This window comes from Flavobacterium zhoui (assembly GCF_042787235.1).
Lineage (GTDB): Bacteria > Bacteroidota > Bacteroidia > Flavobacteriales > Flavobacteriaceae > Flavobacterium > Flavobacterium zhoui.
In genome coordinates, this window is the sequence record NZ_JBHZPY010000001.1 from 319,814 (window position 1) to 343,092 (window position 23,279).

The 23,279-nt window shown below is 34.2% G+C and carries 16 protein-coding genes; 10 read left to right on the plus strand and 6 right to left on the minus strand.

All coding sequences use genetic code 11. The features are described 5' to 3' along the window. The first annotated feature begins 27 nt into the window (after positions 1-27). The 9 genes from ACFX5F_RS01455 to queG all read left to right on the plus strand — a co-directional run bounded on the left by ACFX5F_RS01455 (position 28) and on the right by queG (position 12,387). On the plus strand, positions 28-3,084 hold the full coding sequence (locus ACFX5F_RS01455) for a TAT-variant-translocated molybdopterin oxidoreductase (RefSeq protein WP_379849211.1): 3,057 nt from the start codon (positions 28-30) through the stop codon (positions 3,082-3,084). 38 nt (positions 3,085-3,122) lie between these two features. Beyond that, the gene (gene nrfD / locus ACFX5F_RS01460; protein ID WP_073204459.1) at positions 3,123-4,526 is read left to right on the plus strand and encodes an NrfD/PsrC family molybdoenzyme membrane anchor subunit; all 1,404 of its coding nucleotides are present in this window, start codon (positions 3,123-3,125) and stop codon (positions 4,524-4,526) included. After that, positions 4,519-5,043 carry a DUF3341 domain-containing protein gene (locus ACFX5F_RS01465; protein ID WP_379849213.1) on the plus strand — a complete coding sequence of 175 codons (525 nt, stop codon included), beginning with the start codon at positions 4,519-4,521 and terminating at the stop codon, positions 5,041-5,043. The genes nrfD and ACFX5F_RS01465 overlap by 8 nt, the downstream gene beginning before the upstream one ends. Positions 5,044-5,051: 8 nt before the next feature. Then, positions 5,052-5,600 carry a c-type cytochrome gene (locus ACFX5F_RS01470; RefSeq protein WP_379849215.1) on the plus strand — a complete coding sequence of 183 codons (549 nt, stop codon included), beginning with the start codon at positions 5,052-5,054 and terminating at the stop codon, positions 5,598-5,600. Positions 5,601-5,627: 27 nt separating this feature from the next. Next, positions 5,628-7,115: a quinol:cytochrome C oxidoreductase gene (locus tag ACFX5F_RS01475; RefSeq protein ID WP_379849217.1), complete on the plus strand. Its 1,488-nt coding sequence runs from the start codon at positions 5,628-5,630 to the stop codon at positions 7,113-7,115. A 20-nt stretch (positions 7,116-7,135) separates the two neighbouring features. After that, positions 7,136-8,299, plus strand: coding sequence for a cytochrome c oxidase subunit II (locus tag ACFX5F_RS01480; protein WP_379849219.1), 1,164 nt, complete (start codon positions 7,136-7,138; stop codon positions 8,297-8,299). A gap of 28 nt (positions 8,300-8,327) precedes the next feature. Next, a complete protein-coding gene (locus ACFX5F_RS01485; protein WP_379849221.1) occupies positions 8,328-10,124 on the plus strand; it encodes a cytochrome c oxidase subunit I in 1,797 nt (598 codons plus the stop codon). Positions 10,125-10,277: 153 nt separating this feature from the next. Beyond that, entirely contained in the window at positions 10,278-11,300 is a 1,023-nt protein-coding gene (gene ruvB, locus ACFX5F_RS01490; protein ID WP_379849223.1) for a Holliday junction branch migration DNA helicase RuvB, read from the plus strand. 151 nt (positions 11,301-11,451) lie between these two features. Continuing rightward, on the plus strand, positions 11,452-12,387 hold the full coding sequence (gene queG, locus ACFX5F_RS01495; protein WP_379849779.1) for a tRNA epoxyqueuosine(34) reductase QueG: 936 nt from the start codon (positions 11,452-11,454) through the stop codon (positions 12,385-12,387). Between the two features lie 56 nt (positions 12,388-12,443). Here the strand turns inward: queG and ACFX5F_RS01500 are convergent, their stop codons facing one another. The 6 genes from ACFX5F_RS01500 to ACFX5F_RS01525 form a co-directional block, all read right to left on the minus strand. After that, on the minus strand, positions 12,444-13,469 hold the full coding sequence (locus ACFX5F_RS01500) for a LacI family DNA-binding transcriptional regulator (protein WP_379849225.1): 1,026 nt from the start codon (positions 13,467-13,469) through the stop codon (positions 12,444-12,446). 223 nt (positions 13,470-13,692) lie between these two features. Beyond that, complete coding sequence (locus ACFX5F_RS01505; protein ID WP_379849227.1) at positions 13,693-14,712, minus strand: LacI family DNA-binding transcriptional regulator; 1,020 nt, start codon at positions 14,710-14,712, stop codon at positions 13,693-13,695. Between the two features lie 155 nt (positions 14,713-14,867). After that, positions 14,868-16,652 (minus strand): glycoside hydrolase family 13 protein, encoded by a 1,785-nt coding sequence (locus ACFX5F_RS01510; RefSeq protein ID WP_379849229.1) that lies wholly within the window; start codon positions 16,650-16,652, stop codon positions 14,868-14,870. Between the two features lie 26 nt (positions 16,653-16,678). After that, positions 16,679-17,587: a carbohydrate kinase family protein gene (locus ACFX5F_RS01515; protein WP_379849231.1), complete on the minus strand. Its 909-nt coding sequence runs from the start codon at positions 17,585-17,587 to the stop codon at positions 16,679-16,681. Continuing rightward, positions 17,580-18,911 carry a sugar porter family MFS transporter gene (locus tag ACFX5F_RS01520; protein ID WP_379849233.1) on the minus strand — a complete coding sequence of 444 codons (1,332 nt, stop codon included), beginning with the start codon at positions 18,909-18,911 and terminating at the stop codon, positions 17,580-17,582. Before ACFX5F_RS01520 ends, ACFX5F_RS01515 begins: the two co-directional genes overlap by 8 nt. Positions 18,912-18,965: 54 nt before the next feature. Continuing rightward, entirely contained in the window at positions 18,966-20,561 is a 1,596-nt protein-coding gene (locus ACFX5F_RS01525; protein WP_379849235.1) for a glycoside hydrolase family 32 protein, read from the minus strand. Positions 20,562-20,758: 197 nt separating this feature from the next. On the opposite strand from ACFX5F_RS01525, the gene ACFX5F_RS01530 reads away from it, so the two are divergent. Then, on the plus strand, positions 20,759-22,765 hold the full coding sequence (locus ACFX5F_RS01530; protein ID WP_379849237.1) for a kojibiose hydrolase: 2,007 nt from the start codon (positions 20,759-20,761) through the stop codon (positions 22,763-22,765). Positions 22,766-23,279: the final 514 nt, after the last annotated feature.

Here is a 23,279-nt window from a genome sequence, read left to right on the forward strand (position 1 = left end):
AAATTATTAAGATTTTAATATTTATATATGTCATCAAACAAAAAATACTGGAAAAGTGTTGAAGAACTAGACGAAAATAGTTCTATTGTTGAGGCGCTTAAAAATAACGAATTTGTTGAAGAAATTCCTACTGATGAATTTTTAGGAAATAATGATGCTTTGTCATCTTCATCAACATCACGTCGTGACTTTTTAAAGTACGTTGGGTTTAGTACTGCAGCAGCTACGCTAGCAGCTTGTGAAGGGCCGGTACACAAGTCAATTCCTTATGTACTACAACCAGAGCAAATCATTCCTGGAGTAGCTGATTATTACGCGACTTCTGTTTTTGATGGTTTCGATTTTGCTAATTTATTGGTAAAAACACGTGAAGGGCGTCCTATTAAAATAGATAATAACACTATTACGGGAGCAAAATTTGCTGCCAATGCTAGAATTCATGCATCGATATTGTCACTATATGACAGTATGCGTTTGAAAGAACCAAAAATTGATGGTAAAAATTCAACTTGGTCCGCTGTTGATTCTGCATTAAAATCTAGTATTGCTGATGCGAAAGCAAAAGGTGGTCAAGTGGTATTGTTGACTAATACATTGGCAAGTCCTTCTACAGAGGAGTTAATTGCGCAATTTATTGGTAGAAACCCAAATGCTAAGCACGTTGTTTACGATGCGGTTTCTTCATCAGAAGCATTAGATGCTTTTGAAACTGTTTATGGAGAAAGAGCTTTGGTTGATTATGATTTCTCGAAAGCTTCACTTATCGTTTCGGCAGGAGCTGATTTTCTTGGAGATTGGCAAGGTGGTGGTTATGATTCAGGTTATGCTAAAGGCAGAATACCGAAAGCAGGAAAAATGTCTCGCCATTTTCAGTTAGAATCAAATATGACTTTATCTGGTGCTGCTGCTGACAAGCGCTTCGCAATGTCAACTGCAAATCAAAAGCAAGCATTAGTACTTATTTACAATATTATTACTGGTTCATCTGTAAGTGTAAGTTTAGATGATAAATTTAAAGCTGAAGTAACTAAAGCAGCTCAACAGTTAAAAGCTGCAGGATCTAAAGGAGTTTTGGTTTCTGGGATTCAAGATAAAAATGCTCAGTTATTAGTTTTGGCTATCAATCAAGTTTTGGCTAGTGAAGCTTTCACTACTTCAGGGACAAGACAAATTAGAAAAGGTTCTAACGAAAAAGTTGCTCAGTTAATCAATGATATGAAAGCGGGAAGTGTTCATACTTTAATTATGAGTGGTGTTAATCCTGTTTATACTTTATCAGATAGTAAAATATTTGTTGAGGCACTTAAAAAAGTAAAAACATCGGTTGCTTTCTCTTTGAAAGAGGACGAGACTGCTTTACTTTCTACAATTGCAGCTCCGGCTCCACATTATTTAGAGTCTTGGGGTGATTTGAGTTTAACAAAAGGTTCTTATAGTATTACTCAGCCAACAATTCGTCCTTTATTTAACACTAAGCAATTTCAAGAGGTTCTAATGTCTTTGAATGGACTTACTGGTTCTTACTACGATTTTGTAAAAGCAAATGCTTCAACAATTGTTTCAGGGTCTACTTGGAATAAAGTGTTGCATGATGGTGTTTATGTTGGTGTGGCATCAACAGTATCCGGTGGTTCTGCGGATTATTCTGCTGCTGCTAATGCATTGGCTCAAGCAAAACCTGCACAGGCTTTTGAATTAGTATTGTATACTAAAACAGGTTTGGGTGATGGACAACAAGCGAATAACCCTTGGTTACAAGAGTTACCGGATCCAATCACAAGAGTTTCTTGGGATAATTATGTTACAGTTTCGAATGCAGATGCTAAGAAATTAGGATTGTCTAATGAAATCGTTGCTAATGGTGGTTTGAATGGTAGTTATGCTACTATTACAACTGCAGATGGTTTGAAGCTCGAAAATGTTCCGGTTATTGTTCAGCCAGGACAAGCTGTAGGAACTGTAGGTTTAGCTTTAGGTTATGGACGTAAGGCAGCTTTAAAAGAAGAAATGCAAGTAGGTTTAAATGCTTACTCATTATATAAAGGCTTTAATGATGTCCAATCGATATCTTTAGCTAAAGCGGATGGAGAACATGAATTTGCTTGTGTTCAAGGTCAAAAAACATTAATGGGAAGAGGGGATATCATTAAAGAAACTACTTTAGAGATATTCAATACAAAAGATGCTGAATTTTGGAACGAACAACCAATGGTATCTTTAGATCATAAAGAAGTAGCTGCTACATCAGTAGATTTATGGGATTCATTTGATCGTTCTACAGGACATCACTTTAATCTTTCTATTGATTTAAATGCTTGTACTGGATGTGGTGCTTGTGTAATTGCTTGTCATGCTGAAAACAACGTTCCAGTTGTTGGTAAAGCAGAAGTTAGAAGAAGTCGTGATATGCACTGGTTGCGTATTGACAGATATTATTCTTCTGAGAGTACATTTGCAGGAGATAACGAAAGAAAAGAAAATATTGCTGGTTTATCAAGTTCATTATCTACATTTAATGAAATGGAAAAAGCGGGAGATAATCCTCAGGTTTCTTTCCAACCGGTAATGTGTCAGCATTGTAATCATGCGCCTTGTGAAACTGTTTGTCCAGTCGCTGCAACATCTCATGGACGTCAAGGTCAAAATCAAATGGCTTACAATAGATGTGTTGGTACTCGTTACTGTGCTAACAACTGTCCTTATAAAGTACGTCGTTTCAACTGGTTCTTGTACAACAAAAACAGTGAATTCGATTATCATATGAATGACGATTTAGGACGTATGGTATTAAACCCAGATGTTAATGTTCGTTCTCGCGGAGTTATGGAAAAATGTTCTATGTGTATTCAAATGACACAGGCAACAATTTTAAATGCAAAAAGAGAAGGAAGAGTAATCGTAGATGGAGAATTCCAAACCGCTTGTTCAAATGCTTGTTCTACCGGGGCAATGAAATTTGGAGATGTAAATGATAAAGAAGCCGAAGTAACTAAATTAGCTGCTGACGATAGAATGTATCATTTATTGGAGCATGTTGGAACAAAACCAAATGTGATTTATCATGTTAAAGTTAGAAATACCTAGTACAAAAAATAATTAATTAAGAATCAATATAAAGGATTATGTCGTCTCACTACGAAGCAACCATTAGAAAACCCTTAGTTATAGGTGATAAATCTTATCACGATGTAACTGTAGATGTAGCCGCACCTGTTGAAGGTAAAGCAAATAAACATTGGTGGATTGTATTTTCAATTGCATTAATAGCCTTCCTTTGGGGATTAGGTTGTATCATTTACACTGTATCTACGGGTATTGGAACATGGGGATTAAATAAAACTGTAGGTTGGGCTTGGGATATTACCAACTTCGTTTGGTGGGTAGGTATCGGTCACGCAGGAACATTAATTTCAGCCGTATTATTGCTTTTCCGTCAAAGATGGCGAATGGCAATTAACCGTTCTGCGGAGGCAATGACCATATTTTCTGTAATACAAGCGGGTTTATTTCCAATTATCCACATGGGACGTCCATGGTTAGCGTATTGGGTTTTACCAATTCCGAATCAATTTGGTTCGTTATGGGTGAATTTTAACTCTCCTTTACTTTGGGATGTATTTGCAATCTCTACTTATCTTTCTGTTTCATTAGTTTTCTGGTGGACTGGTTTGTTGCCTGATTTTGCGATGTTGAGAGATAGAGCGATTACGCCTTTTAACAAAAGAGTTTATTCTATATTGAGTTTTGGTTGGAGCGGTAGAGCTAAAGACTGGCAACGTTTTGAAGAAGTTTCTTTGGTTCTTGCAGGTTTGGCAACTCCACTTGTACTTTCTGTACACACGATTGTATCGATGGACTTTGCTACTTCAGTAATACCAGGATGGCATACTACCATTTTTCCTCCTTACTTTGTTGCTGGAGCCGTTTTCTCTGGATTTGCGATGGTGAACACCTTGCTTATCATCATGAGAAAAGTTTCTAATCTTGAAGCGTATATTACTATTCAACATATAGAGTTAATGAACATTGTAATTATGATTACGGGTTCTATTGTTGGTGTTGCCTATATTACTGAGCTTTTCATAGCTTGGTACTCCGGAGTAGAATATGAGCAATATGCATTCTTAAACAGAGCAACCGGACCTTACTGGTGGGCATATTGGTCAATGATGACTTGTAATGTTTTCTCTCCACAATTTATGTGGTTCAAAAAACTAAGAACAAGTATTATGTTCTCTTTTATTATTTCAATTGTAGTAAATATTGGAATGTGGTTCGAAAGATTTGTAATTATCGTAACTTCGTTACATAGAGATTATCTTCCATCATCTTGGACAATGTTCTCCCCTACATTTGTAGATATTGGAATTTTCATTGGAACTATAGGTTTCTTCTTTGTGTTATTTTTGTTGTATTCTAGAACATTCCCTGTTATAGCACAAGCGGAAGTTAAAACAATATTGAAGGGAACCGGAGATAATTACAAAAGAGAAAGAGAAGCAAATAAAGATTTACATCATGAGTAATAAAGTAATATACGCCATTTATAATGACGATGATATTTTGATGGATGCGGTTAAAAAAACCAGAGCAGCTCATCATCATATTGAAGAAGTTTTTACTCCATTTCCGGTTCACGGATTGGATAAAGCAATGGGACTTGCTCCTACAAGATTAGCCATTTGTGCTTTTATCTATGGATTGTTAGGGTTGTCATTTGGAACTTGGATGATGAACTATATAATGATTCAGGATTGGCCTCAAGATATTGGTGGTAAACCAAGTTTTAGCTATATTGATAACATGCCGGCTTTCGTGCCAATTATGTTTGAAGAAACTGTATTTTTTGCTGCTCACTTAATGGTTATTACTTTTTACATGAGAAGTAAATTATGGCCTTTTAAAGTTGCTGAAAACCCAGATGTTAGAACTACGGATGACCATTTTTTGATGGAAGTTGCTGTAAATGATAATGAGGAGGAATTAATTTCCTTTTTTGAAAGTACAGGAGCGGTAGAAGTTAAAGTAATTGTAAAGAATTAATTGTCGATATGAAAAGTCTATATAAAATAACATTTTTAATTTGTATTACTATTTTAGTTTCGTCTTGTCATAATAATTCGAGACCTAATTACCAATACATGCCTAATATGTATGAGCCAGTAAGTTATGAAACTTATGAGGAATCTAGTGCATTTAAGAACGGTAAGGAAGGTCAACTTCCTCCGGCAGGGACAATAAATAGAGGTTTTGAACCTTATGAATATGAAAATTCTACTGCAGGGTATGATTTAGCTAAATTAAATTTAAAATCGCCTCTTGATACTATATCTGAAAAAGATGTAGAAAAATCTAAGGAGTTATATGATATTTATTGTGCTATATGTCATGGTGCCGGAGGTGATGGTAAAGGAAAATTGGTAACACAAGGTAAATATCTTGGTGTTCCTAGCTATAAAGATAGAGTGATAACTGAAGGAAGTGTTTTTCATGTTCAAACTTACGGTTTAAATTCAATGGGATCATATGCGAACCAATTGAATTCTCATGAACGTTGGTTGGTAGCATCTTATGTTATTAATCTGAAAGCTAAATTATAATTGTTGAACAAACTGATCGTAATAGATATGTATACATTTTCAAGTAAATTAAAAACATTTTCTTTTGTCTTAATGGCTGTTGGTCTATTAGGAATTGGATATGGTTTTTTAACTGCACCCAAAGATATTCAAGAAGTGGAACAAATTCTTGCGGCCGAAAGTCATGGTGGTCATGGTGAAGCTAAGCATGAAGCGACTACTTCTGCCGTACCCTCACATGAAGCTGCTGCTAACCATAGTGAAGCTGCCGAAGAGAAAAAAATGGAAGGATCTCATGAAGCTGTTGCTTCTGCGGATGATACTACTAAAGTTAGTGAAGCAGCAGTACATACTGAACCAGTTCACGTTCAAGAAGCTTCTAATAAGGAAGTACATGATGTCGCTGAAGCTGCTGAGCATAAAGAGCATGCCGAGCATGTTTTGCACCAATTGCAAAATAAACCTTGGGCTTCTTTATATGTTGCTTGTATTTTCTTTATGCTGCTTTCAATGGGAGTTTTGGCTTTTTATGCCATACAACAAGTAGCGCAAGCTGGTTGGTCTCCTGTTCTGTTTAGAGTTATGCAAGGAATAACAGCATATTTGCCTGTAGGCTCTGTTATATTTTTTATAATACTTGTTGTTTGTGGATTAAATATTTTTCACTCAAACAGCTTATTTATTTGGTTAGATCCGGAAGTTGTTGCACATGATAAAATCATTGCTAATAAATCAGGATATTTGAATTTTCCTTTTTGGATCATTAGAGCGGCAATCTTTTTAGTTGGTTGGAATTTATATCGTTATTTTTCAGCTAAAAATTGTTTGGCGCAAGATCAAGCTTCTGATGATCTTAACTATAAAAAGAATTTCAAAATGTCAGCGGCATTTTTAGTTTTCTTTATTGTTACTGAATCTATTATGTCTTGGGATTGGATTATGTCAATAGACCCTCATTGGTCTAGTACGCTATTCGGGTGGTATGTTTTTGCCAGTTTCTTTGTTAGTGGGATTACAACGATAGCTTTAGTATCTTTATATTTGAAGTCAAAAGGATATTTAGAATACGTTAATACAAGTCATATTCATGATTTAGCTAAATTCATGTTTGGATTCAGTGTTTTCTGGACTTATTTATGGTTTTCACAATTTATGCTGATCTGGTACGCTAATATTCCTGAAGAGATTACTTATTTTGTAACTAGAATTCAATTATACAATCTTCCGTTTTTTGGGGCAGTAGTTATGAATTTCCTTTTTCCAATTTTGATTTTAATCAATACTGATTTCAAAAGAATTACATGGATTTTAGTAATGGCTGGTACAGTAATTTTGTTGGGACATTATATAGATTTCTTTAATATGATTATGCCTGGAACAGTTGGAGACAGATGGTTCATTGGTATCTCAGAAATTGCATCCGTTCTTTTCTTCCTTGGATTGTTTATTTATGTTGTTTTCACAGCATTAACTAAAGCTCCTTTGTTACCAAAAAGAAACCCATTTATAGAAGAGAGTAAACATTTTCATTATTAATATTTAAAATAAGTAAACAGATGACAAGTTTGTTGGTAATTATAGTTTTAGTTTTATTAGCCGTTGCTTTATGGCAATTGACGAAAATATTTGATCTTACTCAAGTAGGGGCAAATTCGGACAGTTCTCAGGTAGCTTCTGATAATGATAATAATGTTCAGGGTTATTTAATGTTTGGTTTCCTTGCATTCTTATATATATTCACGATTTATGGTTTGTTTAAGTGGGGTCCATTAGTTCTTCATACACCTGCTTCGGAACATGGTTCTTTAGTTGATAGTTTGATGAATATTTCTTGGGTTCTTTTGTTTGTAGTTCAGGCTATAACTCAGGTTTTATTGCATTATTTTTCTTTTAAATACAGAGGTAAAAAAGAGCAAAAAGCATTGTATTTTGCTGATAATAATAGATTAGAAGCTCTTTGGAGTGTAATTCCAGCAGTTGTTCTTGCAGGTTTAATTCTTTACGGTCTTTATGCTTGGACAAATATTATGTTCATCGATGAGGAAGAAGATACTGTAGTTATTGAATTGTATGCACAACAATTTAAATGGACTGCCAGATATGCAGGTCCTGATAAGGTTTTAGGTAAAGCTAATGTTAGATTAATAGAAGGTGTTAATACACTTGGTGTTGATTTATCTGATCCTTATGCACAGGATGATATTGTAATTAGTGAATTGCATATACCGAAAGGGAAAAAAATACATTTCAAAATGCGTTCTCAAGATGTTTTGCACTCAGCTTACATGCCTTATTTTAGAGCGCAGATGAACTGTGTTCCTGGGATGGTTACTGAATTTGCTTTTACACCTATTTATACTACTGATGAGTATAGAGAATTGCCTTATATGGTAGAGAAAGTAGCAAATATAAATGCTATTAGAACTAAGAAAAGTATTGAACTTGTTGCAAAAGGACAAACAGCGTTAGATCCTTATAGTTTTGATTATTTATTGCTTTGTAATAAAATATGCGGTGCTTCTCATTACAACATGCAAATGAAAGTAATTGTTGACACTCCTGAAGATTATAAAAAGTGGTTACAAGATAAGCCTACAATAGTGCAAGAAGTAAAAACAGCCAAAACTCCTGCTGCTCCAGTTGATGGCACTAAAGGATTGGATTCTACTAAAGGTATGGATACTGCAGCAGCAGCTGTTGTTAAAATAGCAATGAAATAATTATTAAGAAAATTTAAAGTAAACGTATATGTCAGCAGAAGCTCACGATCACGGACACGATCTAGAACACGAACACCATCATAAAGAGACTTTTATTACTAAATATATTTTTAGTATAGATCATAAAATGATTTCCAAACAATACCTTATTACTGGTATTATAATGGGTGTTATTGGTGTGAGTATGTCAATGCTTTTTAGAATGCAATTAGCTTGGCCTGAAGAGTCTTTTAAAATATTTAATGTATTATTAGGTGATAAATTTGCTCCAGACGGAGTAATGGCAAATGATATTTATTTAGCATTGGTAACCATTCATGGAACTATTATGGTCTTCTTTGTGTTGACCGCAGGTTTAAGTGGTACCTTTAGTAATTTATTAATTCCGCTTCAAATTGGCGCAAGAGATATGGCTTCTGGATTCATGAATATGATATCTTATTGGTTGTTCTTTGTGTCGGCTGTAATTATGCTTTGTTCTTTATTCGTTGAAGCTGGTCCTGCATCAGCGGGATGGACGATTTATCCGCCTTTAAGTGCTTTGCCGCAAGCTATTCCGGGTTCGGGTATGGGAATGACACTTTGGTTGGTTTCTATGGCGATATTTATTGCATCTTCTTTAATGGGGTCATTAAATTATATCGTTACGGTTATCAATCTCAGAACAAAAGGTATGACAATGACTAGATTGCCATTAACCATTTGGACGTTCTTCGTAACGGCTATTATTGGGGTTATTTCATTTCCTGTATTGTTGTCAGCTGCTTTATTATTGATCTTTGATAGAAGTTTTGGTACTTCTTTCTTCTTGTCTGATATTTATATTGCCGGAGAAGTTTTGCATTATCAAGGTGGTTCACCGGTATTGTTTGAACATTTATTTTGGTTCTTAGGTCACCCTGAAGTTTATATCGTTATTTTACCTGCAATGGGTATTGTCTCTGAAGTTATGGCGACAAATTCACGTAAACCAATTTTTGGTTACAGAGCGATGATTATGTCAGTTTTGGCTATTGCATTTCTATCGACAATTGTTTGGGGTCACCATATGTTTATTTCAGGAATGAATCCGTTTTTAGGTTCTGTATTTACTTTTACTACTTTATTGATTGCGATTCCTTCTGCAGTAAAAGCATTTAACTGGATTACAACGCTATGGAAAGGTAACTTGCAATTGAATCCTGCAATGTTATTTTCAATTGGTATGGTTTCTACTTTTATTACTGGTGGATTGACAGGAATTATTCTTGGAGACAGTACATTAGATATCAACGTGCATGATACTTATTTTGTTGTAGCTCACTTTCACTTAGTAATGGGGATTTCTGCACTTTATGGTATGTTTGCTGGGGTATACCACTGGTTCCCTAGATTATACGGAAGAATGCTAAATAAAAATTTAGGATATGTTCACTTTTGGGTTTCTGCTATTTGTGCTTACGGAGTGTTTTTTCCAATGCACTTCATTGGTTTAGCTGGATTGCCAAGACGTTATTATACAAATACGAACTTTCCATTATTTGACGATTTACAAAACGTAAACGTTCTTATAACGACATTCGCTTTAATAGGTGGTGTTTTCCAATTGGTTTTTTTATATAATTTTTTCAGTAGTATTTTCTACGGTAAAAAAGCGGTTCAGAATCCTTGGAAATCTAACACTCTTGAATGGACAGCACCAGTAGAACATATTCATGGTAACTGGCCTGGTGAGATTCCTGAAGTACACCGTTGGCCTTATGACTACAGTAATCCTGCACACGATGTAGATTTTGTACCTCAAAACGTTCCAATGAAAGAAGGAGAAGAAGTTTTACACCACTAAAACATTATGATAAGCCTCTGCGAAAGTAGAGGCTTTTTTATGCTTTTTATTTTGTTTACCAAAGCACTATCCTTTCACACATCTACTTTTTAATTCTTATTGCATTTAAAATTTAAAATATATAATTCAAAATTCCTTTGCTATCTTTGTTAGATGAATGAAAATTTAGATCCAACGACTAATGGTTATAATTCTGAAGAAATTGATCTGGAGAAAAGGTTAAGACCGCTCTCTTTTGATGATTTTGCCGGTCAAGACCAAATATTAGAAAACTTAAAAGTTTTTGTTCAGGCTGCTAACCAAAGGAATGAAGCGCTTGACCATACACTTTTTCATGGTCCTCCGGGTTTGGGAAAAACAACATTGGCTAATATTCTTGCCAATGAATTAAATGTGGGAATTAAAATTACTTCTGGACCTGTATTAGACAAGCCTGGAGATTTAGCTGGTTTGCTTACTAATCTTGAAGAGAGAGATGTATTGTTTATAGATGAGATCCATCGTCTAAGTCCTATTGTTGAGGAATATTTATATTCGGCGATGGAGGATTTTAAGATTGATATAATGATAGAATCGGGACCGAATGCTAGAACTGTTCAAATTAATCTAAATCCCTTTACCTTAATTGGAGCAACAACTCGATCCGGTTTATTAACGGCTCCTATGCGAGCTCGTTTCGGGATTGCTTCCCGTCTACAATACTATACAACTGAATTATTGACATCCATTGTGGAAAGAAGCGCCAGTATATTCAAAATGCCAATATCGATGGAGGCGGCTATCGAAATTGCGGGCAGGAGTAGGGGAACTCCGCGTATAGCTAACGCTTTGTTACGTAGAGTGCGCGATTTTGCTCAAATTAAAGGAAATGGCACAATTGATATTGAAATTGCTCGTTATGCCTTAAAAGCGCTGAATGTTGACGCTCACGGTTTAGATGAAATGGACAATAAAATACTGTTAACAATCATTGATAAATTTAAAGGTGGGCCGGTTGGCTTATCAACTTTGGCTACAGCCGTATCCGAAAGCAGCGAAACTATTGAGGAAGTCTATGAGCCTTTCTTAATACAAGAAGGTTTCATTATGAGAACACCACGAGGAAGGGAAGTCACAGATAAAGCGTATAAGCATTTAGGAAAAATAAACACCAATATTCAAGGAGGTTTATTCTAGTTTTTGCTGCTATTTCCTGCTATCCGCTAAAGCTTTTTTTCAAAAAGCAAGATAGGATATCGCTTCAAACGAAGTTCACTTAACACATATAAAAATAGAAGTTAAGACAAGTAATTAGTCCTAGTAAGTAGAGTGACAACTTAATTTTTTTATTATAATTCATAAATCTAAATATACAGAATTTATTAAATCCGAAGCAAAGCGCCTTGGTTTTCTATCTTGTGGTATCTCCAAAGCTGAGTTTTTAGTACAGGAAGCGCCCAGGTTAGAAAATTGGTTAAACAAGAATCGAAATGGTGAAATGTCATACATGGAAAATCATTTCGATAAAAGGTTAGACCCGACGTTACTTGTTGATGATGCTAGGAGTGTGATTTCACTGTTACTGAATTATTATCCTGATACATTGCAATCACAAATCGTTGCGACAGATGCTTATAAAATCTCAAAGTATGCTTACGGGCATGATTATCATTTTGTCATCAAGGAAAAGTTGAAAGAATTACTTTTTGCGATCCAGTCCTCTATCGGTGATGTTTCCGGGCGCGCATTTGTAGACTCGGCGCCAGTGCTGGACAAAGCATGGGCTGCGAAAAGTGGTTTAGGATGGATAGGTAAAAACAGTAATTTGTTAACGCAAAAAGTAGGGTCCTTTTACTTCATTGCGGAACTAATTGTTGATTTAAATTTAGAACATGATAATGCTACTACAGATCATTGTGGAACTTGTATGGCATGTATAGACGCTTGTCCTACACAAGCAATAGTAGCGCCATACATTGTTGACGGAAGCAAGTGTATTTCTTATTTTACTATTGAACTTAAAGAAAATATCCCTCAGGAGATGAAAGGAAAGTTTGATGATTGGGCTTTTGGATGTGATGTTTGTCAAGATGTTTGCCCATGGAATAAATTTTCAAAAGCGAATAACGAACCTTTATTTAACCCAAATCCTGAACTGCTTTCTATGACCAAAAAAGATTGGAAAGAAATTACAGAAGAAACTTTTAAGGTGGTTTTTAAAGATTCTCCTTTAAAAAGAGCAAAATTTAAAGGATTGAAAAGGAATATTGATTTTTTGCAATAATAGAGTAGATACTTCTTGTGTGAATCTGAATTTGTTTATAAAGAAATTAATAAAGATTATCGTCTAACCGTAGATTCTCTGATTATATTACGAGTTTGTAGCTCAACAGTTCTTGGCGTATAGTGTAAACCTTCTTTATGACAAATCATTTCTTCCAATAGCAAAGTGAATGATTGAACTCCCATTTCGTGGCTGGGTTGTTCTACACTGCTTAATTTTGGTGTAAGAACTTGAGACATAAACCAGTTACTGAAACCGATTATGGCTACTTGTTCAGGAATTTTAATGTCGTTATCGTTAAAATAAGTTAAAACACCAACGGCTACTAAATCTGTAATTGCAAAGATTCCGTCCACATCAGGATGTTCCTTTATTATCTGTCTTGCAAAAGCGAACCCTTCTTCAAAAGTTACTTTTTCGCAAGTATAAACCAATTTAGCATCAAAAGGAATATGATTTTTTTCTAATGCTTTTTTATAGCCAATATATCGGTCAATTGAATTTTGAGGGTTTAAGGGACCTCGGATATGAACGATTCTTTTACAACCTGTATCTATTAAGTGTTGAACCGCATTAAAAGCCGCCTTTTGGTCATCAATTATTACTTTTGAGCAGGTAGTAAGTTTATTGATTTTGTCAAACATAACAAAAGGAATGTTCCTGCTGATTATTTCCTTGATATGGTCATCATTATTCGATTCGTTTGAAAGGGACATGATGATGCCATCAACGCGCTTATTAATAAGTAATTCAACCTGTTTTTTCTCAAGTTCTAAAGACTCATTGGATTGCAGAATGATGACTAGATAACCGTTTTTTTCAGCTTCATCAATAATTGCGTTAACTACATTCGAAAAAAAATGGTGTACCACCTCAGGAATAATTAAACCAATTGTTTTTGATTCTTTAGTTCTTAAATTTACAGCAAAACTATTGGGAGTGTAATGTAGCGTTTGCGCAAGATCAATTACTGCTTTTTTTGTTTTGGCACTGACATCTGGATAGTTTTTCAAAGCTTTTGAAACTGTGGTAATCGAAATTCCCAATTTAGTTGCAATTTCTTTAAGGGTAATATCTTTCATGAATCTATTTTGTACTTATTTTAGTTTAGAAAAATATTTTTCAGCAAAATCATTCTACCTCAATCCTATAGATATATATCTTACTTTATGTCGATGGGGAAGATAACAACATAAAATATTCCTTACCAAGATATTAATTTTAATCTAATTTCTTATGTTTTTAGCAAAATAAACAAATTAATAATGATTCGTTATATTAAATAAATAGCAGATTAGGTTGTTGTTATGTTGACTGTCTTTCGATTATACTTGTTTCTAGTTCAATTGATTGAAAAACTATAGGTAGATTATTTTTTTTTGAATAGATTTCATCAAATAAAATTGCTGCTGCTGTTCTTCCGATTTCAAACCCGGGTTGGTCAACTGTACTGAGTTTTGGGGTAATAAGGGAAGACATAAACCAATTACTAAAGCCGAAAATGGCAATCTGTTGTGGGATTTTGATACCCATTTCGTTAAAATATTTGATTGCGCCAATTGCAACCAAATCTGTCACTGCAAAAACAGCATCAATCTCCGGCTGCACGGCCATTGCTTTTCTGGCATTTTCATATCCATCTTCGAAATCCGTGTTGTTATCGCATACAAAAACTAATGACGAATCATAGCTGATATCGTGGTCTTCGAGTGCTTTTTTATAACCTAAAAAACGATCGATGGAGTTTTGCGGCATATACGAACCTCTAAAATGCGCAATTTTCTTATATCCTTTTTTTATAAGATAAGTGACAGCATCATAAGCCGCTTTTTTATCATTTATGCTAACTTTTGAACAGTTGACTATTTTTGCAATTTTATCAAAAAGTACTAAGGGAGTATTGTGTTCAAAAATAGGTTTCAGGTGATGAAATTCCCCCGTTTCGTTAGATAAGGACAGTAATATGCCATCGACTCTTTTACTTAATAGTAAATCAATTTGTTTTTTTTCAAGTTCATATTTTTCATTAGATTGTAAAATAATAACCAGATAATTTCTTTTTTCTGCTTCTTCAAGAATTCCATCGATCACGTTTGAAAAAAAATCGTGCAAAACAGTTGGGAGTATTAAACCTATAGTTTTAGATTCTTTGGTTCTTAAATTAACGGCAAAACTATTAGGAGTGTAGTGCAAAGCTATCGCTAAATCTTTAACGGCTTTTTTAGTAGATTCACTTACATCAGGATAATTTTTTAACGCCTTTGAAACTGTTGTAATAGAAATTCCAAGTTCTGTGGCAATTTGCTTAAGAGTGGTTTCTTTCATGATTGCCCAAATTTTAAATAAAAAATAACTGTTTCGTGAAAACAAACTTACAATTTTAATTATTGTAAATCAATTTTCAAAAAACAGTTTAGCTTTAAATATTATATGTCTTGTGAGTTACATTCTTTTTTTACTATTTAAATATAGTAAGGTCGTTATTTAAGTTCTATTATTTGCGCCTCATAGGGTTGCAATATATTCGCTTTTATACCTTTCCAGCTTTTATAATTACCTAAAATAATTTTTGACTTAAGGGTTGAAAATCCAATATTATAAGGGGCATCCGTATCAGAAAAATTCAATAGAACAATAAATTTTTTGCCATCTAATTCTCTGGCATAGGCATACACATTCGGATTGTCTTTATCTAATAATGTATATTTTCCATAAACTAATACAGGATTGTTTTTGCGTAATTTGACCATCTTCCTAAAGTAATTCAACACTGAATTTGGATCTTTTTCTTGCGCCGCTTCATTTAAAGTTTTGTAGTTTTTATTAACATTCAACCATGGTGCTGCCTTTGAAAAGCCCGCGTTTTTAGTTGCATCCCATTGAAAAGGTGTTCTTCCATTGTCTCTTGCACCACCCGTTTTTTGATCTTCAATAAATTGTTTTAAATCACCGCCGGTGTTTTTTAGTCTTTGATATTCTGCCAATGTTTCAATATCGCGGTAATCTTCAATTTTATCAAATTTAGCATTGACCATTCCTATTTCATCACCATTATAGTAATAGGGTGTTCCTTTCATGGAAAGTAAAAAAGTGGTAAGCATTTTTGATGATAATTCTCTAAATTGCGGCGAGTCATTTCCCCAACGTGAAGTCATTCTTGGTTGGTCGTGGTTTCCTAAATAGACAGTTCCCCAGCCTTTTTCGTCATATACAGCATCCCAATCCGAATAGATTTTTTTAAAATCAACTAAACTCCACTTTGGGTTCATTTTTTTGAAATATCCCGGAAGATAGCCTAGGCTCACGCCGTCAAAATGATAGCCCATATTCAATTCTTTTCTGTCAGCATCAACAAAATTCAAAGCAGTTGCTTTAGTCATTCCAGCTCCTTCTGCAACTGACATGACATCATATTTACTCAAAACTTCTTTGTTCATTTCTTGTAAATAACTATGCAAATTTTTTCCGCTGGCAAAGTAAATATCCCATCTGCCTTCGTATTTTTTATCTAATTCCTCCTGAGTAATAACTGGAAAAGAGGTGTCTTTACCAATAAATGGAATCACATCCATTCTAAAACCATCAATCCCTTTCTTAAACCACCAGTTCATCATGCTGTAGATCTCTTGACGTAGTTTTGGATTTTCCCAATTTAAGTCGGGTTGTTTATAGCTGAAATAATGTAGATAATAGGCATCTGTTGTTTTGTCATAACGCCATCCGCTTCCATCCGCTTCAAAAGAACCCGGGCGGAAAGCTGGTTTTCCTTGTTCGGCTGGCCACCAATGATAATAATCTCTATATGGATTGTCTCTGGATTTTCTGCTTTCCTGAAACCATTTATGTTCGTCACTACTGTGATTTACCACTAAATCCATGACTAATTTAAGGCCTCTTTTATGCATTCCTTTAAGCAAAGCATCAAAATCTTGCATGGTGCCAAATTCCTTCATAATGGCTTGATAATCGGAAATGTCATATCCATTGTCGGCATTTGGAGAGTCGTAAATAGGGTTGAGCCAAACAACATCTATCCCCAAACTTTTGATGTAATCGAGCTTGGAAATAATTCCTTTTAAATCACCTACACCATCTCCATCAGAGTCTTTAAAACTGTGAGGGTAAATTTGGTAAACAACTGCTTCTTTCCACCATTTTTTTTCTACAGGCATTTTCTTTTCTTGTGCTATTAGAGTATTGTGGGACAAGAAACCTAAAAACAGCAGAAGGCCTAATGACCTGATTTTTTTTATTTCTATTTTCATAATTGTATTAGTATGGTACATGCGATTTATACGTGTGAAGGATTTATAAATTGTTTTATCTTTTTTTCTGGTATTTTTGGGTTTGCACCTTCGTTAGTAGCCACTAAAGCACCCATTGCGCAGGCAAAATTGATTGCCTCCTGTGGATTATTTTCTTTTAATAGCTTGCTTAACAAAGCGGCTAGAAAAGAGTCGCCAGACCCTACAGTATCTATTACTTTAATTTTAAAGCCACTATTGTAAAACATCTTTCCGTTGTGGTATAAAACAGCACCGTGATCGCCTTTAGTAACGCAAATTTGACTCGTGTTAGTTTGTTCAGCAATAAAAATAATGTTTTGTTCTAGTGAATGATACGGTGAATGAAGGAAAGCGCAAATTTCAAACAACTCATCGTCATTAAATTTTATAAAATCAGACTGTAGCATTAATCTAATTAGTATTTTTTTTTTGTAAAACGGAGCGCGTAAATTGACGTCAAATATTTTGTAGGTCGCATAATTTATTAACTCTAACAAGGTGTTACAAGAAGTTACATCTCTACAAACAAGACTGCCGAAGACAAATGCATCCGCTCTTTTTACAGCATTTTCTATTTCGGGATTGCATCGTATTTTATCCCACGCGACCGGATATTTAATGGTATAGGAAGCAGATCCTTTATCGTTTAATTTTACGATTACCTGCCCGGTTTCTAAATGAGGATCAATTTGGATGAAAATAGGATTAATTCCATTTTTTTGAACGTAAGTTAGTAATTCCGTACCAATTTCATCATTTCCAATTCTGCTTATTATTTGAGCGTTTATGCCAAGTGAAGAAAGTCGTAATGCTACATTCAATGGTGCGCCACCGATTTTTTTATGTGTCGGAAAAACATCAAACAATACTTCGCCAAAACAGATAACGCTTATTTCATTTTTTAGATTATTCATTTTTTAGCATTTTATGTTCTACTTCTTCAAGTGTTAATCCTTTGGTTTCTGGCATCATAAATAGAACAAAGATCAATTGCAAAACCATCATAAAGGCAAAGAAGGCAAATATTGGCCAAGGATTTTCTTTGAATAGATCAATCACTACAGGTCCTGCTAAAGTGATCAGAGCAGCAAAAATCCAATGAATTCCTGTGCCAAAGGATTGCCCGTTGGCTCTAACGTTATTTGGAAATATTTCTGAAATAAAAACCCAAATTACAGCGCCTTGCCCTATAGCGTGCGATGCGATAAATAGCATTATAGAGGCCATTAAAATAATAGATCCTAGATTATTGTAAAATGCTAAAGCGACCATCGCTAAACTAACAATATATCCAATTGACCCAATGAGCATCAGTTGCTTTCTTCCTAAAACATCGATTAATCGCATACCGGCAATGGTGAAAATTAGGTTTGTAGCTCCAATTAATATAGAATTCATCAGCGATTCTTTAGATCCTAAACCAGCCATTTCCAATATCTCCGGGGCATAATATAAAATAAAATTGATTCCTGACAATTGGTTGAAAAAAGCTAATAAAAAAGCTAAGATTACAGGCAATTTGTATTTGTTTGAAAAAATGGTTTCTTTAACAGTGGAGTCAACTAAATCTTTTTTAATTTCATGAAAATTTTCTAGCGCTTCTTCTTTATTGTAGATCATTTCAAGGACTTTTATGCCGGCAGCGTCATCTCTCTTTTTTAAGATTAACCAGCGGGGACTATCCGGAATTTGTAATACAATAATGCTATAAATCAAAGCAGGCAAAGCTACAATACCTATCATCCATCGCCAGTCGTTATCGCCTGCAAAGCCTTGGAATAAATAATTAGAGAAGAAGGCAATTAGGATACCAAAAACAATATTAAATTGAAAAAGCGTGCCCAGTTTTCCTCTATTCTCAGGAGTGGAAATTTCTGAAATATAAATTGGTGCCGCTACAGATGATGCACCAACCCCGATACCACCAATAAAACGGAAAAAAGAAAATACATAGGGATTTGGCGCTAATGCCGAACCTAAGGCGGAAACTAAAAACAAGATTCCAATCCAAAATAATGTTTTCTTTCTACCCCATTTATCGCAGGGAATACCTCCTAATAAAGAGCCTAATACTGTTCCCCACAATGCCATCGACATTATAAAAATACCATGGAACAATGGCGTTGTATGCCATAATTCCTTGATAGGTAAATTAGCTCCCGATATAACTACCGTATCAAAGCCAAATAGGAAACCTGCAACAGCGACAGTAAGTGACCAGTTTCGAACATTATTCATTTTTATTTTATTTTTTGGTTATTAATTTTGGTTTTATATTTTTTAAAGCGAGGCTTAATTTTTCCAGATTCGCCTTATTTTGCTTAGGCTTAAATTTTTTAGTTCAAGGTTTTCTCCAGATTGAAAGCTTAATTTTGTATACGGTTTTTTAGGGAAAATTTGCTCTGTAAAGCTATAAATTCCGCCATTTATGAAAATTTCTATCGAAGACCAGTCAATAATTATTTGGTAGTCAATTGTTTTTGAAATTATATTGGGCGTTGAATTTTTGTGGATTTCTTTAGCAAAATTCTCTTCAAAATCTACAATTCCCGAATGACGTCTATCAATCGAGAACGTTTTTTCTTTAACGTTATAATCAAGTACCAAAGAATCATTTACTATATTAGAAAAGATCAATTTTAGGTTCTTTGCCGGTGCTGTAAATCTTATTTGGGATTGGTTTAAATTGTCGTAATTTATAGTTGTAGGATGATTAGGCGTTAAACTCAAAGTCTCTCTGAAAAATTCAACTTTTAGTTGTTTTTTAAGTTGCGTTACAGGAGTGTTTTTCAGAACATAATCATTGTTGATTTTTTCTAAAGTAAGTTCTCTAGGAATTGTCATCGCGCTTCTCCAGTTTTTTGTTGGGGTATTTCGGGCATATTGCCAATTACTCATCCAACCTATAAAGATTCGTTTGTGATCTGGGGCGTCATTATAAGTAACTCCTGCATAATTATCCGTTCCATAGTCAATCCATTTGGTTTCTTTTTGTGTAGTTTTGAAACTATTTCCATCAAAATCACCTATGAAATACTGTGTTGATGAGCCGCCATTAGGGCCGCCAGGATTGATGCTTATGAGTAAAACCCATTTTTCTTCATTTGAATTTTTGACTTTAATTTTAAAAATATCAGGACATTCCCAAACGCCGCCATGTGCCCCATTTTTTTTTCCAAATTCACTTTTAAGTTCCCAATTAATTAGATTTTTGGAAGTATAAAATTTAGCATGGTCTCCCGCAACTAAAACTAAATTCCAAAGCTTGGTGTCAGAGTTCCAAAAAACCTTCGGGTCTCTAAAGTCTTTCAAATCGGTATTTCCTATAATTGGGTTTCCTTTATATTTTAACCAAGTATTGCCTTCGTCTAGACTATAAGCGAGTCCTTGCGTTTGAAAATTTGTTTTTCCTGCTTTTTCGCCATCCATATTATGATAAGTAAAAATAGCAACCATAGCTGGATTCTCTTTAGTCCCCAATCCAGATGTGTTTTTTAAATCTACAACGGCACTTCCAGAAAATATAAGCCCTAGTTTATCAGGAAATAATGCAATTTTTTTTGGCGTCCAATGGATTAAATCACTACTTGTTGCATGGCCCCAGTGCATCGGTCCCCAAACAATGTCGTTTGGATAATATTGGTAAAATAAATGATAGGTGCCTTTATAATATACCATTCCGTTAGGGTCATTCATCCATTTTTTTTCTGGTGAAAAATGAAATTGTGGTCGAAAAGGTTCTTTATATAGTATTGAAGAATTGCTTTCTATTTTATTACTAGTATTTATTGAAATATCCTCAGTTTCTGAATTTCCTTTACAAGAAAGTAATAATAATAGACTTCCAATTAAGATATATTTTGATGATGAATTCCCTATAAATTTCATTTGCAAAGTGTTTTTTGTTAAAATTAATTTATAAAAATATAATTCATTTTTAAAATAAGCAATTACAAAAAATCGAAAACGTTTTCGATATTCCGAAAACGTTGTCGGTATTAAATTGTTGGTAGTTAATAGGATAAAATATATTTTTAATAAATAAATTACATAAGTTTGGGTGAATTATTAAAAAATATACGATTATGATTTCAAATTTTAAGAGTGTCTTGTTTTTGTTTTTTGTCAGTCCAATTGTTTTTGGTCAAACAAAGTCAGACGAATGGCATTTGTATGCAAACTCGAGAGAAAATTATTATGGGGTTGCTATGGCGAATGGTCAAATAGGAATAGTTACAGATGATACACCTCTAAAAACAAAAGAGATAATATTAAACGGCGTGTATGATGGTTCTCCTGAAAATGGCATCAGTAGAATTGTGCGAGGGATTGAATTCCTTAATCTCCATTTGTCTATTAATAATCAGGAAATAAAATCTGATAATATCGATAATTGGAGTCAGGTCGTTTCCATGAAAGAAGGAACAAGTACTACTTCATTTTCATTCAAAGATTTTGCAAGTATTAATTATACAATTTTAGCCAATAGAGCAGTTCCTTATTCAGCGATGGCAATAGTCGAAATTACTCCGAATAAGGATATCGAAATAAATGCTAACAATTATATGACGGTTCCTGATGAATTGAAAGGGGCAAAAAGTCAATTCCGAGTTTTGAAAGACAATCAATACTTGATGCCAGTTTTTGGAACAATTGCAAAAACATTAACAGGTAAGTACACTGTCTCAGCATCCACAACTTTTCTTTTTGACGGGCAAAGTGAAGTGTTAAAACAAACGGGGAATGAGGTTGGTTTTTCAAAAAAACTCGTAAAAGGTAAAAAATACAGATTTGCTATTGCGGGCGGAATTTGTACATCCAAAGATATAACTGATCCTTTGAATGAATCTGAAAGGCAACCAATATATGCCTTACAACAAGGAATCGATAATTTATTAAATAGACATAAGCAAGCTTGGGCTGAATTATGGAATACGGGGGATATTCAAATTGAAGGTGATTTAGACGCGCAACAAAGGGTTCGTTTTGCGTTGTATAATTTATATTCTTTTATCCGCCCTGAAACAAGACAGAGTATCGCGCCAATGGGATTGTCTTCGCAAGGGTATAATGGTCATATTTTTTGGGATAGCGAACTTTGGATGGTTCCAACGCTTTTGGCTTTGCAACCTGATATGGCAAAATCCTGCTTGGATTATCGTTCTGACCGTTTGCAAAAAGCAAAACAAAAAGCTACTATATATGGGTATAAGGGAGCAATGTATCCTTGGGAATCAGATGATACAGGTGAGGAAGCTACCCCAACATGGGCATTAACCGGAATTTTTGAACAACATATTACTGCAGATGTTTCTATTGCATTTTGGAATTATTATGCTTTAACTCAAGACAAAACATGGCTGCAAAAAGAATGGGCTGTCTTGAAAGAAACAGCTGATTTTTGGGTGAGCCGTGTAGTTAAGAATCAAGACGGAAGTTTTTCTATATTGAATGTTGTAGGTGCTGATGAGTATGCGCAACATGTGGATGATAATGCGTTTACAAACGCTTCAGCCATTGAGTCTTTGAAAAACACCATTAAGGCGGCTACAATTCTAAATGAACCAATTAATCCAAAATGGATAGCCGTCTCTGAAAAATTAGTAATTCATACTGAGAACGGAATTACACAGAATTACAAAGGGTATAAAGGACAGATTATAAAACAAGCCGATGTGAATTTATTAGCTTATCCTTTGCATGTCATTACTGATAAAGCGCAAATCGAAAAGGACTTAGAATATTATGCAGCAAAGATTGATCCTAAAGATGGCCCTGCAATGGCATCAGGGGTTTTATCTGTTTTATACGCACGATTGGGCGATAAAGAAAAAGCATATAACTATTTTGTAAAATCCTACTTGCCTAATAGTCGTCCGCCATTTGGTGTTTTTTCCGAATCAGCAAATAGTAGTAACCCTTATTTTGCTACAGGAGCTGGTGCGATGCTTCAAGCAGTCATTTATGGTTTTGGTGGGGTTGAGCAAACGGATCACGGATTGAAATATAATAAAGGGCTATTGCCAAAAAAATGGAAATCTTTAAAAATTATCGGTATTGGAGTTGATAACAAAACTATTACAATAAAGTAGTAAAAGGACATTTTAAGCCATCCATTCTAGATTTTAATCAAATAGTTATGATTAAAATCTTGAATGGATGGCTTTTTTTATTGGAAAAACTCCAAATTTATGCAACTGTAACTTTTTTGTCAAGAAATGTTAAATCAAGACTTATCCTCAGATATTTAACGAAAATTCATTTTACATCTTAAATTTAAGGATTATATATTTATTGTTAAATGTTTATTAAAAACGGGTGTACGTTGAATATTATTCAATGGTTTTTGTCAGATTTCATTTTTTTTAGTAAATATTCAAGTATTGCAATGTGCTATGTAATGCAAAAATGAAGAATAAATATTTTTTATTGGTTTTTTTTATGTTATTTATAACTTTAGTATTAATATTTTGAGGTATTTGTTTTTAAAATCGAAAACGTTTTCGATATAACGAAAACGTTATAGTTAATAATATTCATAAAATTATCATAAATTTATAACTAAGTTTGACTCAATATTAAAACAAACCAATTAAACAAATTATT

Bases quoted from the DNA above. Each gene is read 5' to 3' on its own strand.
- ACFX5F_RS01455 (WP_379849211.1), top strand. From the start codon at position 28: ATGTCATCAAACAAAAAATACTGGAAAAGTGTTGAAGAACTAGACGAA.
- nrfD (WP_073204459.1), top strand. From the start codon at position 3,123: ATGTCGTCTCACTACGAAGCAACCATTAGAAAACCCTTAGTTATAGGT.
- ACFX5F_RS01465 (WP_379849213.1), top strand. From the start codon at position 4,519: ATGAGTAATAAAGTAATATACGCCATTTATAATGACGATGATATTTTG.
- ACFX5F_RS01470 (WP_379849215.1), top strand. From the start codon at position 5,052: ATGAAAAGTCTATATAAAATAACATTTTTAATTTGTATTACTATTTTA.
- ACFX5F_RS01475 (WP_379849217.1), top strand. From the start codon at position 5,628: ATGTATACATTTTCAAGTAAATTAAAAACATTTTCTTTTGTCTTAATG.
- ACFX5F_RS01480 (WP_379849219.1), top strand. From the start codon at position 7,136: ATGACAAGTTTGTTGGTAATTATAGTTTTAGTTTTATTAGCCGTTGCT.
- ACFX5F_RS01485 (WP_379849221.1), top strand. From the start codon at position 8,328: ATGTCAGCAGAAGCTCACGATCACGGACACGATCTAGAACACGAACAC.
- ruvB (WP_379849223.1), top strand. From the start codon at position 10,278: ATGAATGAAAATTTAGATCCAACGACTAATGGTTATAATTCTGAAGAA.
- ACFX5F_RS01500 (WP_379849225.1), bottom strand. From the start codon at position 13,469: ATGAAAGATATTACCCTTAAAGAAATTGCAACTAAATTGGGAATTTCG.
- ACFX5F_RS01505 (WP_379849227.1), bottom strand. From the start codon at position 14,712: ATGAAAGAAACCACTCTTAAGCAAATTGCCACAGAACTTGGAATTTCT.
- ACFX5F_RS01510 (WP_379849229.1), bottom strand. From the start codon at position 16,652: ATGAAAATAGAAATAAAAAAAATCAGGTCATTAGGCCTTCTGCTGTTT.
- ACFX5F_RS01515 (WP_379849231.1), bottom strand. From the start codon at position 17,587: ATGAATAATCTAAAAAATGAAATAAGCGTTATCTGTTTTGGCGAAGTA.
- ACFX5F_RS01520 (WP_379849233.1), bottom strand. From the start codon at position 18,911: ATGAATAATGTTCGAAACTGGTCACTTACTGTCGCTGTTGCAGGTTTC.
- ACFX5F_RS01525 (WP_379849235.1), bottom strand. From the start codon at position 20,561: ATGAAATTTATAGGGAATTCATCATCAAAATATATCTTAATTGGAAGT.
- ACFX5F_RS01530 (WP_379849237.1), top strand. From the start codon at position 20,759: ATGATTTCAAATTTTAAGAGTGTCTTGTTTTTGTTTTTTGTCAGTCCA.